Genomic DNA, 14,673 nt, shown 5'->3' with positions numbered 1-14,673 from the left:
CATCGGCAAAAGGGCGTGGGGTCCCGTGCTCACGTCAGCTGGATGTCGTCGACGTCGTAGTGCCGCTCTGCCAGCGTCCGCGCTGTCTCGATGTTGGTGCCGTCCGCGCCGATGGCGACCCCGCGGTCCGGCTCCGGCACCTCGACGTACGCGACCCGGTCGTTCTGCTCTGAGATCGTCACGGCGTTGACCGCCGCCGGCGAGAGCGCGTTCGCGACGAACGCCTCTGCCGTGTCCGCGTCTTCGACGAGGTCGACGGACTTCCCGAGCCGTCGTTCCGCCTCCTCGACGGTCTCGCCGGCCTGTCCGATCGCCGCAGCCATCTCGCCGGCCGGGACGAGGAACACGAGCCGATCGCCCTCCACGAGGCAGTCTTTCGGCGCGACCCCGGTCAGCTCGTCGAAGCGACCGATATAGCGCCGGGCCTCGTCGGAGAGCTCGACGCGCATCAGTCGTCGCTCACGACGCGCGACCCCATCCGGAGGTCGACATCGCCCGTGCCCAGCGAGATCGGTTTGCCGGCGATGACGTTCTCGATGACGCCGTCGAGCTCGTCGTACTCGCCGTGGATCGCGGCGTCGAGCAGGTGGTTGACCGTCACCTCGAACGCCGCCCGCGCGAGCACCGAGTCCTTGTTGCCGGAGATGCCGTGCCGGCCGATCGACTCGATCTCGCCGTTGTTCGTCATGATGTCGGCCACGAGCATGAGGTGGCGGACGTTCACGTCGCCGAGCCCCTGCTCTTCGAGTGTGTTCTTCGTCTCGTCGATGATCGTCTCGCGGGCCGCCTCGACGCCAAGGTTGCGGTAGATCTCGTGGATGTTGTTACACGTCGTGCGCGAGGCGTCGACGCCCTCGATGTCGAGGGTGTCGCCGAACGCCGACCCCTCGGTGTAGAGGACGAACTCCTCGCCGCCGTCGATCTCCTCTTTCCGGATGACGACGCGTTCGACCTCCTCGATGCCTTTGAAGACGATCTCCCGAAGCTGCTCGACGAGCTGGAGCAGCTCTCGGTAGCTCGGCTCGTTCGGCCCGAACTCCACGACGGTTCCCGACTGCCGGGTGTCGACACCGAGCGAATCCTCGATCGTCTCGGCGATGATCGCGGCGACCTCTGAGGGGTCCGAGTGGGCCGGCCACCGCTCGAGGAGGGTGTCGTCGTTCAGGTCGATCCGCACCAGCATGTCGGCGACGTTCGTCGACACGTCGCCGAGCGCGAGGATGCGCGTCGCCTCGATGGACCAGACGACCTCGTGGGCCTTCTCGCGGTCCGTCGCGTACTCGCCGTCGAGGTGGACGGTCATCATCGGCGTGTCCGGCGTCTTCCGGGCGTCGACCAGCTCGATGAGCCGGGGGAGCCCTTGGGTAACGTCGATTTCTGCAACCCCAGCGTAATGAAACGTGTTCATTGTCATCTGGGTTCCGGGCTCACCGATCGATTGTGCAGAAACGGTGCCGACCGGGTCCAAGGGATCAACCCGCGTCTCGATGTAGCGGTTCTCGACGCCGGTCGCGACCTCGGTGGCCTGCTCGATCGTGATCTCGCCGGTCTCCTCGGCCTTCTGTTCGAGCGCCCCGTACACCTCGTCTTTGAGGCGGCTGGGAAGCTCGGTCGCCTCCACGACCGCCTCCATGTCGTCGGTGACGTGGTCGTACTCAGTCATCCGACTCCACCCCCGAGGCCTTGTTCAGGCCAGGTCCAGAGTGTTCCGAGAGGTTCGTCGGCGGCGTGCGCTCGCCGAGGAACCGGTCCTTCTCCTCGTCGGAGTCGAACTCGGAGTCGACGACGCGGTTGACGATGTCGTCGACATCGATGCCGTCGCCCTCGCCGGAGGAAACCTTCACCGGCGAGGTGCCGTCCTCGCCGAACTCGAACTGGACGATCCGGCCAGAGGTGTCTCGGACCGTGCCGTCGTACTGCGCTTCCAGTTCGGAGAGCGCGTTGATGAGCCGGCGCTGGAGGTAACCGGACTTGGAGGTCCGGACCGCCGTGTCGACCAGCCCCTCGCGGCCGCCCATCGCGTGGAAGAAGAACTCTTCGGGCGTGAGGCCGCCGCGGTAGGAGTTCTCCACGAAGCCGTGCGCTTCCGCGGAGAGGTCGTTCGGCCGGTAGTGCGAGAGCGTCCGGTCCTCGTAGCCGCGGTTGATCCGCTCGCCGCGAACCGCCTGCTGGCCGACGGAGCCGGCCATCTGCGTGAGGTTCAGCATCGACCCACGCGCGCCGGAGCGGGCCATCACGACCGCCGGGTTGTCGTCACCGAAGTGCTGGTCGGCGATCTCACCGGCGGAGTCGCGTGCCTTCCCGAGCGTCTGCATGATCTTCATCTCCAGCGTCTCGTCGACGCCGCGGCCCGGCAGCGACTCAAGCTCACCGGCCTCGTACGTCGCGATGAGCTCTTGAACGCGGTCGTAGGCGCTCTCGATGGCGTCGTCGACCTGCTCTTCGGCCTCCGGCGGGATCGACTCGTCGTCGATCCCGATCGAGAACCCGAAGTGCATGATTGCGCGCATCGCCAGCGACGCGATCTCGTTGATGAACACGCGCGAGCGCGTCTCGCCGTACTCCTTGGTGAGAGTGTCGACGACCTCGCCGCCGAACGCACCCACCGCGTCCTCGTCGATCGTCCCTTCGACCAGCTGGCCGTTCTCGATGAGCACGCTATCGCCCGTCGAGGAGCTGAAGTCCAGCGAGAGGTCGTCGGGGAGCAGCTCCGAGAACAGCGTCCGACCGGTCCAGTACTCGCGCCCCTCGTCGTCGATGCCGTCCGCCTCGGGCAGCTCGTCGACGCGGGTCGCGCGCAGCAGGTCCAGCGCCTGCGTCTCGGTGAACTCGGGGTTCGAGTGCGTGAGCAGGTACGTCCCGGAGATGTGGTCCTGAATGGCGCCGATGATGTTCCCGCCGAACCGCGGCGAGAGGATCTGCTCTTGGACGCGCATGAGGACGCGCGCCTCGGCGCGAGCCTCCTCGTTTTGCAGCGCGTGCATGTTCATCTCGTCGCCGTCGAAGTCGGCGTTGTACGGCGGACAGACGACGGTGTTGAGCCGGAACGTCTTGTACGGCATCACCACGACCTCGTGGGCCATGATGGACATCCGGTGGAGCGAGGGCTGCCGGTTGAAGATCACGATGTCGCCGTCGACGAGGTGGCGGTTGACCTCCCAGTCGGCCTCGACCTTCTCGGCGAGCTCCTCGCAGTTCTTCTCGGTCACTTTCAGGCGACGACCGTCGGGTCGTCGGACGTAGTTCGCGCCAGGGTGCGCCTCCGGGCCGTTCCGGACGTACTGGCGCGCTTCCTCGACGTTGCGCTCGGTGACGTTGAGCGTCTGCGTCATCTCCATGGCGACGCGGTCCGGGACACCGACCTCATTCAGCGAGAGCGTCGGGTCCGGCGAGATGACGGTCCGGGCGGAGAAGTTGACGCGTTTCCCGGACAGCGAGCCGCGGAAGCGACCTTCCTTCCCCTTCAGCCGCTGGCTGAGGGTCTTGAGAGGGCGTCCGGAACGGTGACGCGCCGGCGGCGTCCCGCTGATCTCGTTGTCGACGAACGTGGTGACGTGGTACTGGAGCAGCTCCCAGAGGTCCTCGATGATCAGCTGCGGGGCGCCGGCTTCGCGGTTCTCCATGAACCGCTGGTTGATCCGGATGATGTCGACCAGCTTGTGCGTGAGGTCGTCCTCGGAGCGCTGGCCGTTGTCGAGCGTGATGGAGGGACGCGTGGTCACCGGCGGAACGGGAAGCACCGTCAGTATCATCCACTCCGGCCGGGAGTGCTCGGAGTCGATGCCGAGGACTTCGAGGTCCTCGTCCGGGATGTCCTCGAACCAGTCGCGGATGTCCGAGGGCATCAGCTTGTTCATGTCCTCTTCGGTGAGGTCGATGTCGAGCGCCTTCTCGACGGAGCGGCGGTCCTCCTTGCGCGGGCGGAACTCGCCGGCCATGATCTCGTTGATCTGCTCTAACTCGATGTCGGTCTTCTCGGCGAGTTCCTGCGGCGAGGTGCCCGGATCGTCCTCCTCCTCGTCGGGCTGCATCGCGGCCGCGATGCGCTCGGAGTAGTCGCCGGAAAGCACGTCCTGCACCTCGTAGTAGGTGGTCGGCTTCTCGTGTTTGATGTCCGCTTGTGGCTCGCCACAGAACGGACAGGTCTTGGCCTTCCGGGCCTGCCGGACGGCGGCCTTCAACACGTCGTGTTCGTCGTCGCCGAGCTCCTTCGCTCGCTCGTAGCGGTTGCGGAACTCGTCGCGCTGGGCCTCGTCCAAGGCGAGCTTGCCGCACTCTCGGCACGTCGAGCGGAGCAGCCGCCGGATGAGCTTCGTGAAGCCCACGTGGATGACGGGGGCAGCCAGTTCGATGTGGCCGAAGTGGCCGTTACAGGAGCCGGAGTGGGAGCCGCAGGTCCGACACTCTAGGCCGGGGTCGATGACCCCGAGCCGCGGGTCCATTAGCCCCATGTCGATCGGGTAGCCGTCGTCGTCGTACGTGTCGGCCGTGATCACCTTCGTCGCCGACATGTCCCGGTACGTCTCCGGGTCCATGAGGCCGAAGTCGATGCCGCCGAGCACTTTCGGTGTTTGCATTGACATTTAAATCGCGTCCTCCAGTTCGAGCTTCGGTCGGATGCCGAGGGCGATCATCTCGTCGAGGAGGAGCTTGAACGCGTAGCTGACCTCGAGCTCGTGGATGTCGTCTTCGTCGCCCGTGACGGGGTCGTACACGCGGCGCTGCTCCCGGTCCTCGACGGCGACGAGCCCGGTCTCCGCGGAGACGTGTACCGTCTCGGCGTCGGAGGACTCCAGGAGCCGCTCGTTGAGCACCATCGACGCGCCGTGGCCGATGATCGTGTCGCGCTCCATCTCCCCGACTCGCAGGCCGCCCTCGCGGGCGCGCCCCTCGGTCGGCTGGCGCGTGAGCACCTGCACCGGCCCGCGCGAGCGGGCGTGGAGCTTGTTCGACACCATGTGGTACAGCTTGTGGTAGAAGATCGTCCCGACGAAGATCTCCGCCTCGATCTTCTCGCCGGTGACGCCGGAGTACATGACCTCCTTGCCGGAGGACTTGAAGCCGTGGTCCTCCAGTCCGCCGCGGAGTTCCTCCTCGTCTTCGCCTTGGAACGGGGTTCCGTCGACCCGCGAGCCGCGCAGCGAGCCGACCTTGCCGCCGAGCATCTCTAGCACGTGGCCGACCGTCATCCGGGACGGGAGCGCGTGCGGGTTCATCACGAGGTCGGGGACGACCCCCTCCTCGGTGAAGGGCATGTCCTCCTGCGGGGCAAGGTGGCCCACGACGCCCTTCTGTCCGTGTCGCGACGCGAACTTGTCCCCGAGCTCGGGGACACGCTGGTCGCGTACCTTCACCTTCGAGAGCTTGGAGCCGTCCTCGCCCTCCATCAGCGTCACCGTGTCGACGACGCCGGATTCACCCGAGCGCATCGTCACGCTCGTCTCTCGGCGCTTCTGCGGGGAGAGCCCGCCCATGTCATCGGGCTCCTCGAGGAAGCGCGGCGGGCTGGTCTTGCCGAGCAGGACCGAGGACTCGTCCACCTTCGTCTCCGGGTTGACGAGGCCGTCCTCGTCGAGGTGGGTGTACGCGTCCTCGCCGCGCGCGCCGCGCACGTCCTGTTCGGGAATCTCGAAGCGATCCTCCTGGCCGCCGGGGTACCGGCGCTCCTCGCCCTCGTAGGTCCGGAAGAAGTGCGAGCGAGTGAGCGCGCGGTCGACGGAGCCCTGGTTCATCACGAGGGCGTCCTCGATGTTGAACCCCTCGTAGGACATCACGGCGACGACGAAGTTCTGCGCCGCCGGCCGCTTGTCGAAGCTGATCTGATCGGACGTCTGCGTGTTCACCATCGCCAGCTGCGGGTAGTGCAGCAGGTGCTGACGCGTGTCCGGTCGGATCCGGTAGTTGGCGGAGGGGAGTCCGAGCGACTGCTTCATCATCCCCGCGCCCATCGTGATGCGCGGGCTCGCGTTGTGTTCGGGGTAGGGGATCATCCCCGCGCCGATACCGAACACGAGCTGCGGGTCGATCTCGAGGTGTGTGTGATCGTCGGTCACATCCTCCTCGTCGACGGCGACGAGGATGTCCTCCTCCTCCTCGGCGTCGATGAACTCGACGTAGCCGCGGTCGACGAGGTCCTCGAACTCGACGTCGCCGCGTTCGAGGGCCTCGATCTCTTCGTCGCCCAGGAGGGGCTCGCCGTTCTCGACGACGATCAGCGGACGACGGGCGCGTCCCGCGTCCGCGTTGACGATCACTTCCTGGGTCCGGTCTTTGACCGAGACGTTCACCATCTCCGAGACGTCGCCGCGTCGGCGGGCCTCGCGGATCTGTGCTGCGAGGGCCTCGGGGTCCGGGTGGGTCCCCACGAGGCTCCCGTTGACGTACACCTTCGCTTCGCGTTCTGCCTGAGCCATATTAGTCGTCCGCCGTCTGTCGGTCGACGCCCTCGATGCCGGGGATCCCCTCGACACCCATCGACGCCAGTTCTCGTTTCAGCCCCTGTTCGTCGTCTACCGTCTGTGAGAGCTCCATCGCCTGCGCGAAGTTCTTCACGAGTCCGCAGTTCGGCCCCTCCGGCGTCTCGGAGGGACAGATGCGACCCCACTGGGTCGCGTGGAGGTCTCGCGCCTTGAAGTGCGGCTGCGACCGCGATAGCGGCGAGCGCAGACGCCGGAGGTGCGAGAGCACGCCCATGTAGTCGGTCCGGTCGACGAGCTGGGAGACGCCGGAGCGGCCGCCCACCCAGTTGCCCGTCGCGATCGGGTGTTCGAGCCGCTCGGTCAGCACGTCGGAGCGGACGACGGTGTTAACCGTGAGATCGCGGTTCCGCATGTTCGCGCGCTCGAGCTGGTACTTCACGTCGCGTGCCAGCTTGTTCAGCGCCGTCCGGAACAGGTCGCGCATCAGGTCGCCGGAGACCTTCAGGCGCTTGTTGGCGTAGTGGTCCTTGTCGTCCGCCTCGCGACGGTTCAAAGCGAGCTCGAAACACGCCTCGGCCATCCGGCAGAGGTAGTACGCCTTGTTGATCCGCACGTCCTCCTCCTCGACTCCCTCCTCGTGGAGGTGCGGGAGGAGGTAGCGGTCGATGACGTAGTTGGCTCGCTTGAGCTGGTAGTTCTTCCCCTGGCCGGAGGCGACGCGCTCGCCGAGGGTCTCGATGGCTCCCTCGGTCGTCTGCACCTCGGCCTCCTCCAAGTTCTCAAGCATGAACTTCACGATCTCGGGGTCGTCCGAGACCCGATGAACGATCTCCTCGTCGGATTCGAGGCCGAGCGCGCGGACGAGCGTCACGAAGTCTATCGAGCCCGAGACGGACGGGAACGACACTTCGAGCAGCCCCTCGCGGTTGCGCTCGCAGAGCACCAGCGCGCGGTAGCCGCGGCGCTGAGAGAACGTCTTCGCGACCTGAATCTCGTCGCCGTACTTCGAGTCGTATTCGGCGAGAATCTTGTTCGGTGCGAGGTCCTCCGAGGTCATCAGCACGCGCTCGGAGCCATTGACGATGAAGTACCCGCCGGGATCGACGGGGTCCTCGCCGATGTCGATGAGCTCCTCATCGGAGAAGCCGGCCATGTTACACTTGTTCGAGCCGACCATGATCGGCATCCGCCCGACCTTCGTCTCGGTCGTGCCGACGACCTGCTCGGGCTCCTCCTCGCCGCCGCGTACGATGGACATCTCCATGAACACGGGCGCCGAGTAGGTGATGTTGCGAAGCCGCGCCTCCTGAGGGTACAGCAGCTCCTCGGAGCCGTCGGCCTCGCGGACGCGCGGAGTGACCATCCGCACGTCGCCGAGTTCGACGTAGACGGGCTCTTGGCCTTCTTTGTCGCCGATATCGGTCTCGATCGTCTCCTTCTCGTCGACGACTTCCTGCATGCCGCGGTCCAGGAAGTTGTTGAACGAGCGGAAGTGGTGTTCAGCGAGCCGTTCGTCCGAGAAATACTCACGTGACACCACGCGTCGGTCTTGTCTGTTCATGAGACGACTAATCGGTACACGACCGCTTCCTCGGTCGTGCGGGAGTTTCGAACGATCTTCACCACGTCGCCGACCTCGGCGTCGTCGGGGATCGCGGGATCAGTGCGTTTGATCTTCGGTAGGTTCGTCCGTTTCACGTCGTACTCCGCCAGAACCTCGTCGACCTCTTCGGGCTCGAGGAGAACGTGATCCGGGACGAGTTCGTGCTGGCTTACGTCTACCATGGGTGGTGGTTATTGAAAGAAGCTATCACGAGATACTACAGATTGCTATAAGCGCCAACATCATAAGGCTTGTCAAGCGGCTCCGCCGTGCGCGGCTCACGGCGACGGGGGCGTGCGATACTCTAGGTAATGCGGGTATCACACAAAAGGGTACCGCCGCGATCGGTCACGCTATGATCTTCCAGGTCGACCGAACGCCTCCGAAATCCCACCGAAATCGCGGGATCGAGTCGCCCACGTCGGGAACTCCGGTCCCTTCGGGGGGCGCTCTCTTCCCTGTCACCAATCACCACCGTCGACGGCGATGACAAGCCTTATTTGCCAGACAAGGGTACGAATGATTGCGACAAGCCCGGATGGTGTAGTGGCCCATCATACGACCCTGTCACGGTCGTGACGCGGGTTCAAATCCCGCTCCGGGCGTCCCCACGCTTCGGGGTTACTCGCTGTTTGCCCGGATGGTGTAGTGGCCCATCATACGACCCTGTCACGGTCGTGACGCGGGTTCAAATCCCGCTCCGGGCGTTTTCGACGAACAACACGGCGAGCGTAGCGAGCAGCTCCAGAGCTGACGAACGTTCCGGAAGGTAACTCCGAAAAGGACCGCTCGAACTGTTTGTTTATAATTCGAGTAGTTCCCGCAGTTCGGTCACGAGCGACTCCGTCTTCTCGTCGGGATCGTCGTCGTTCCCGACGGGCGTGCGACCGTCGAACGTCTCGTGGACCATCGAGACGCCCTCGGCTAGCGTGTCGAGGCCGTAGCCGCCTTCGAGGACGTAGGCCGTCGCGGCCCCGATCTCGTCGGTGACCGACCGTATCTGGTCGGTCATCAGCGCGTACCCCTCCGAGGAGACACGCATCCGCGAGATTGGGTCGTGCCGGTGAGCGTCGAACCCGGCCGAGACGATCACGAGATCGGGGTCGAACCGTTCGAGCGCTGGTGCGATTCCCTCGTCGATGGCGTAGAGATAGTCCGCGTCGCCGGCCCCAGCCGCAAGCGGGAGATTCACAGTCGTTTCTTCTCCCTCGCCGCGACCGGTCTCGTCGAGCGCGCCGGTGTCCGGATAGAGCCCCTTCTCGTGGACCGACGCGTACATCACGTCGCCGCGCTCGTAGAATATGTCTTGTGTACCGTTACCGTGGTGCACGTCCCAGTCGAAGATCGCGACCCGGTCGGCGGCCCCGTTGTCGAGGACGGTCTGCGCTGCGACGGAGGCGTTGTTGAAGAAACAAAAGCCCATGGCGTCGTCGGGCACCGCGTGGTGTCCCGGTGGTCGTCCGAGCGCAAAGGGCGTATCTCGACCGTCGGCACCGTTGAGCGCGGAGCGGGCCGCCCACTGCGCGAGGCCGGCCGAGGAGAGTGCGGCGTCCCACGTTCCTTCGCTCGCGACGGTGTCGGGGTCCCAGCTCCCGCCGCCGTCGTCGACGAAGCTCTCCAGTTCGTCGACGTACTCCGCGTCGTGAACCGCGATAATCTCCTCTCGCGTCGCCGGGTCGGCCTCCGCGTACTCGACGCCGTGCCGTTTCGCGAGCCCGCGACGGATCGCGCGCAGCCGGTCCGGATTTTCCGGATGTCGTTCGCCGGTGTCGTGTTCGAGACACCGCTCGCTGTAGCCGAAGTGCATCTACTCGAACAAGGCGAAGTACGTCTCGATATCCTCGGCCTGTACGGTCCGCCTGTCGGCGTGGCGCGCGAGGGTCGCGGCCGCGCTCGCGACGTTGTCGGCGTAGTCCTCCAAGATGTCGGCCAGCGCGATCCGCGCGTCGACGCCCACCCGGTATCGGTCGTCGATCCGGAGCCGAGCGATTCGGTCGATGGGCGCGACGGGCAGCGTGAGTTTCTCGCGGACGATCACCTGTTCAACGCCAAAATCGGACGCCATTAGCGTCTTTCGTCCGTCCTCGGTTGCCTGTTCGGCCGCGTCGATCGCCAGCTCAGCGCCGTGCGCTTGGATCCGGCGAGCCAACTCCTCGGCGGCGTCCGCACTCACGCGGAGGTCCCCGGCGTTCCGCCGGATAATTCCGTCGACCGGCGCGAACGGCAACTCGACACTCATACACACAGTCGCGTCCGTGTCCCGTAAAACTGTTTCCGTTACCCGCTCTCCGCCGCCGAGCGGCTTCGTCGTTGCTACTCGCGTCGTAGCTACCCGCGTCGTAGCTACCCGCGTCGTCGCTCCCGTCGCCGGCCGCTCTCCGCCATCTCCCGTCCGATCAGAACACCTCCTCGGCGTCGATCGTCCCGTCGCGCTCCGTCCCGCGCACCGTGACCTCCTCACCGAGCCGGAGGCCGGCGTCGGTCTCGACGCTCTTCGTCCGCTGGCCGTCGTCCAACACGACGGGATTGCCGGTCTGGACGACCGTCCCGGTAAACTCGACTTGCTCGGCTGACTGCTCTGCCGTTGCGGCCGCGGCGCCACCGGATGCGCCACTCTCGGTGCCTCCCTCCTCGTCGCGTCCCCCGGCCTCGCCCGCAACCGCCTCGGCGGCCGCCTTCTGTCCGTCCTCGGCGAAGGCGCCGAGCCCCGTGTCGCTCGCGCCGCGCTCGGCGCTCTCGGAACCGTCAGCGTCGGTCCCGGACACGCCGTCTCCGGTCCCGCCCGCCGCCTCGCTCCCCTCATCGAGGACGGCGATCGTCGAGCGCCAGTTCGCCGAGGCCTCGAGGTCGTCCTGCCAGCCGTCTTGGATCTCCACGTCGGTGAAGACGACGCGGTCGGCCAACTCGATCTCGCGGTCGGCCTTGTCGCCCCACAGCGCGACGCGGATCTCGCCGGTGTCGTCCTTGATGCGGACGTTCCGGACCTGCCCTTCCGAGCCGTCGTCGCGGTCGAACGTTCGCTTCGGGTCGGTCTCGATGACGCCCCCGCCGATGTCGACGGTTTCGCCGATCGCCACCCCTGCGATATCGGTCGTCTCCGGGACGTACTCCACGTCCTCGTCGACCCGTTCGACAGTGCCGCGGTCGCCGACGTGGAGCTCCAAGTCCCCGTCGCGCTCGCGGACGTAGCCGTCGCCGACCTCGACGACCTCGCCGGCCTCGAACTCCTCGGTGAGGTCGGCCTTGCCGTCCCACAGCGTCACGCGTACGCGACCGGTTTCGTCACCGACGGTGAGGTTGGCCACGCGCCCCTCCGAGCCGTCGTCGCGGTCGAACGTGCGGATCGAGTCGGTGTCGAGTACCTGCCCGACGAGGTCCACGTCGGACGCGCCGAGTGAGAGGTCCGTCACTTGGTAGGTGTCGAGCACCTGCACGTCGACCTCGGCGTCCTCGTCCGGCTCAACCTTGTTCGCGCTCACTTCGAGCCCGCTGTACCCCTCCTTCGGGCGGCCCATGACGCGGAGCACCTGTCCGACCTCCAGCTGCTCTTCGGCGCCGACGGCCATTTCGTCCCACAGTGCGACCCGCACGGAGCCGGAGGCGTCCGCGACGTCGATGTTGCAGACGCGGCCCTCCCCGGCGTCCTCGTCGTCGCGCTCGAACGTACGAATATCGCCGATGGAGGTCACCTTTCCGAGGAACTTCACGTCGTTCATGCCGGGCTCGATGTCGGCGATCGTGTCGGCCTCCTCGTCGCGCAGCTCGTGGGCGATCAGCATCGCGGCCGTCTCCTCGTCTGCGAGTCCGCCCATCTGCTCGACTTTGTCCTCGACGGCCGCCTCGAACTCCTCGAACTCGACGTCGGTGTCGAGATCCCCGTAGACGTCCTCTATCACTCCCATACGCGTACCACCTCGGTTGCCGAGTCCGCGCATAAACGTTGTCCTTTCGGGGGTCTCACGGTCGAACTCGTGCCCGCCGTCGGTCGGGTCCGCGGCGTCGCCGTCGCGGATCGGAATTCCGTCATACCGGTTCATCGGTCCCCTCGATACAAAAGGTGTGCAATCCACGCGCGGGACCTCCGAGCGATCCAGCTATCGCGATTCCGTGTTTGTCTGTGACGTGAACGTGCGGTCATGCTCGCCCGACCGCGCCGCATGCGACCCTCCGCCACGCAGCCCGTGGACCGTAACCGTCTTAAGTTCCACCGCGGTACGTCCATTTGAGTCCTGGTAGGGTAGTGGACTATCCTCCTGGCTTGCGGAGCCAGGGACCGGAGTTCAAATCTCCGTCAGGACGCTCACTTTGCGGCTGTCTCACTTCGTTCGACAGCCGCTGCGTTCGCGTCCTGACGTGCCCTGCGCTCGGTTCCCTCGCGCAGGACTCCGTCAGGACGTCTTCAGATACACCGCACGGCGAATACTGCGAGCCGTGCGTGAGTGCTGTGCTACACGCTCGCTCGTTCGTGGTTTCGAAGGGGCGGTGGCGCGTGCTGACTCGCGTCTATAGAGAGCTTGCAAGCCGCGCGAGTCCTCACTGCTGGGGCTTTCGCTGGCAACCGCTTATAAACAACCGGGCGCCGGTCCAACGCTTCCCACAATTGCTCCGCGACCGGGCGGAACCGCCCGATCGGCGTCTTAATCGTGCGGATGGAACCGCTCCATCGCCCGCTTGACCGCTTTCGTGTCGCCGATGAACGTGACGTGGTCGCCGTACTCCAGCACGCTGTCTGCCGACGGCACGTGATTTTCGCCGTCGCGGCTGACGACGGCGACGAAGGTCCCGTCGGGGATCTGGGCATTGAGGTCGCGAATCGTCTTCCCGGCGAGGTTCTGCGCGGTCACCTCGACCTCTTGGACGTCGTGGCTGTCGCCCAACTCGTTCATCCAGTGGGTGATCGCCGGGCGCTCGATCTCGTCGTCGATGGCCACCGCCGTCGCCGTCGGCGAGTCGATCGCTTCCACGCCGATGCTGTCGAAGGCGTCGACGTTGTCCGGTTCGTTCACCCGGGAGTACACCGATTCAACGCCGAACTTCGTGATCGCGAGCTGGCACGCGAGGAGGTTGATATCGTCGTCGCCGGTCACCGTGATCACGCGCTTGGCGTCTCCGATGCCCGCGCCGCGCAGCGTCTCCGTGTCGCTGCCGTCGCCCTCGTACACGGTGAACCCTTCCGAGCGCGCCCGTTCGATCTCTTCGTCGTCGTTCTCGACGATGACGACGTACTCTCCCCGCCGCTCCAGCCGTGTGGCGAGCGCTCGGCCGACCCGACCGCCGCCGATGATTATCGTGCGCATTGGTGACACTCCGAGAACGTCGCCGATCTGCTTCGCCAGCCCGGCCTCGATCGCGACCGTCGCGAAGATGACGGCGAACACGGTTCCGACCAGTAGCTCGCCCGCGGCCACGTTCCCCGCAAGCTCCAGCTCGATGGCAAACAGCGTGGCCACGCTCGCCGGGATGATCCCTCGCGGTCCCACGCCGGCGATGAACAGCCGCTCCGGCCACGTGAACCGCTCGACGCCGGCCGTGGCGATCAGCGCCCCGAGCGGTCGGAGCACGAGCATGATCACGAGTACGAGGCCGATCGCACCGAGGCCGAGTGCCGCGATCGCCTCGACGTTGATCAGCGCGGCCAGCGAGATGAACACGAACGAGAGGACGACGAGGGTCGTGTTCTCCGCGAACCGCTCGATCTCCTCTCTGTTGTCGATGTCGAGGTTCCCGAGCAGGATGCCGCTCGTCGCCGCCGCCGCGATGCCCGCCTCGGCGGCGACGGCCTCGGCGGCCGCGAACGCGCCGACCGCCGCCGCCAACACGAGGAACTGCGACGCCTGCACGTCGCGCTCGGGAACCAGATCGCTGTCCAACAGGTAGTAGATGACGACCGTCGCGAGCACCCCCGCGAGCACGCCGACGCCGAGTCGCTCGACGAACGACAAGAGAGTTGCCGGAACCCCGAGGTCGTCGAGTAGTAGCGTCTCGAAGATCACGACGGCGACGATCGCGGCCGTCACGTCGTTGACGATCCCCTCGGTCTCCAGCGCGGTCGCGACGTGGTCTCTGACGCGGACGACGTTGAGTATCGGGGTGATCACCGTCGGGCCGGTCGCCACCAGCAGCGCGCCGATGAGTAGCGCTATCTCCCAGTTGGCGTCCTCGAGGAACCGGACTGCGACCGCCGTTCCGACGAACATGACGAGCGCGCTGACCGTCACCAGACGGAGCGACACCGTGGACGCGCCCCGGATCCGCTCGATCCGGAGCGCGAACGCGCCCTCGAAGACGATGATCGCGACGCTGATCCCGACGATGATCTCGAGCCCGCTTCCGAACGTTTCCAGGGTGACGAGCCCCAACACCTCCGGCCCCAACACGACACCGATGAGAAGGTAGAAGATGACGCTCGGCACCTTCAGGTGGTGCGCAATCAGCTGGACGACGAGTCCCGACACGAGAATCGCCGCGATGATCGGTAACAGGCTAGACACGTCTACCGATTATATGGCCGCTGCCTTTCTTAGTGTATTGGTGTTCCGACGACGACACCGTCCCCTATCCCACCTCGTTGATATAATTGAAAAGCATACTCGAGCGGAGACGTATCACGCCATTGATCCGCACACACGAGCAACTATTAACTCGGTTCCT

Annotated in this window: 10 protein-coding genes and 3 tRNA genes; 3 read left to right on the top strand and 10 right to left on the bottom strand. The window is 65.9% G+C overall.

The window, feature by feature from the left end:
• Nucleotides 1-29: 29 nt before the first annotated feature.
• From ACNS88_RS05985 to ACNS88_RS05960, 6 genes are read right to left on the bottom strand one after another with little or no spacing between them, the layout of a single operon-like run.
• Complete coding sequence (locus ACNS88_RS05985; RefSeq protein WP_435094871.1) at nucleotides 30-449, bottom strand: NusA-like transcription termination signal-binding factor; 420 nt, start codon at nucleotides 447-449, stop codon at nucleotides 30-32.
• The gene (gene rpoA2 / locus ACNS88_RS05980; RefSeq protein ID WP_435094870.1) at nucleotides 449-1,663 is read right to left on the bottom strand and encodes a DNA-directed RNA polymerase subunit A''; all 1,215 of its coding nucleotides are present in this window, start codon (nucleotides 1,661-1,663) and stop codon (nucleotides 449-451) included. The genes ACNS88_RS05985 and rpoA2 overlap by 1 nt, the downstream gene beginning before the upstream one ends.
• Nucleotides 1,656-4,577, bottom strand: coding sequence for a DNA-directed RNA polymerase subunit A' (locus ACNS88_RS05975; RefSeq protein WP_435094859.1), 2,922 nt, complete (start codon nucleotides 4,575-4,577; stop codon nucleotides 1,656-1,658). Before ACNS88_RS05975 ends, rpoA2 begins: the two co-directional genes overlap by 8 nt.
• A gap of 6 nt (nucleotides 4,578-4,583) precedes the next feature.
• Nucleotides 4,584-6,413: a DNA-directed RNA polymerase subunit B gene (gene rpoB, locus ACNS88_RS05970; RefSeq protein ID WP_435094858.1), complete on the bottom strand. Its 1,830-nt coding sequence runs from the start codon at nucleotides 6,411-6,413 to the stop codon at nucleotides 4,584-4,586.
• 1 nt (nucleotide 6,414) lies between these two features.
• A complete protein-coding gene (locus ACNS88_RS05965; protein ID WP_435094856.1) occupies nucleotides 6,415-7,980 on the bottom strand; it encodes a DNA-directed RNA polymerase subunit B'' in 1,566 nt (521 codons plus the stop codon).
• On the bottom strand, nucleotides 7,977-8,204 hold the full coding sequence (locus ACNS88_RS05960; protein WP_435094854.1) for a DNA-directed RNA polymerase subunit H: 228 nt from the start codon (nucleotides 8,202-8,204) through the stop codon (nucleotides 7,977-7,979). Before ACNS88_RS05960 ends, ACNS88_RS05965 begins: the two co-directional genes overlap by 4 nt.
• Before the next feature lie 350 nt (nucleotides 8,205-8,554).
• Between ACNS88_RS05960 and ACNS88_RS05955 the strand changes: the two genes are divergently transcribed.
• Nucleotides 8,555-8,627: transfer RNA gene (locus ACNS88_RS05955), tRNA-Asp, on the top strand.
• Nucleotides 8,628-8,656: 29 nt separating this feature from the next.
• A tRNA-Asp gene (locus ACNS88_RS05950) sits at nucleotides 8,657-8,729 on the top strand.
• 95 nt (nucleotides 8,730-8,824) lie between these two features.
• Here ACNS88_RS05950 and ACNS88_RS05945 read toward each other — a convergent pair.
• From ACNS88_RS05945 to ACNS88_RS05935, 3 genes are all read right to left on the bottom strand, one after another.
• Nucleotides 8,825-9,829 (bottom strand): histone deacetylase family protein, encoded by a 1,005-nt coding sequence (locus ACNS88_RS05945; protein ID WP_435094852.1) that lies wholly within the window; start codon nucleotides 9,827-9,829, stop codon nucleotides 8,825-8,827.
• A complete protein-coding gene (locus ACNS88_RS05940) occupies nucleotides 9,830-10,261 on the bottom strand; it encodes a histone family protein (RefSeq protein ID WP_435094851.1) in 432 nt (143 codons plus the stop codon).
• A gap of 157 nt (nucleotides 10,262-10,418) precedes the next feature.
• A complete protein-coding gene (locus tag ACNS88_RS05935; RefSeq protein ID WP_435094849.1) occupies nucleotides 10,419-11,924 on the bottom strand; it encodes a single-stranded DNA binding protein in 1,506 nt (501 codons plus the stop codon).
• A gap of 324 nt (nucleotides 11,925-12,248) precedes the next feature.
• Between ACNS88_RS05935 and ACNS88_RS05930 the strand changes: the two genes are divergently transcribed.
• A tRNA-Arg gene (locus tag ACNS88_RS05930) sits at nucleotides 12,249-12,321 on the top strand.
• A gap of 338 nt (nucleotides 12,322-12,659) precedes the next feature.
• Here the strand turns inward: ACNS88_RS05930 and ACNS88_RS05925 are convergent.
• The gene (locus tag ACNS88_RS05925) at nucleotides 12,660-14,495 is read right to left on the bottom strand and encodes a cation:proton antiporter (RefSeq protein ID WP_435094969.1); all 1,836 of its coding nucleotides are present in this window, start codon (nucleotides 14,493-14,495) and stop codon (nucleotides 12,660-12,662) included.
• Nucleotides 14,496-14,673: the final 178 nt, after the last annotated feature.

Source organism: Halorubrum shenae, from assembly GCF_051194165.1.
Classification (GTDB): Archaea; Halobacteriota; Halobacteria; order Halobacteriales; family Haloferacaceae; genus Halorubrum.
This window is presented reverse-complemented; position numbering and strand designations above follow the sequence as displayed.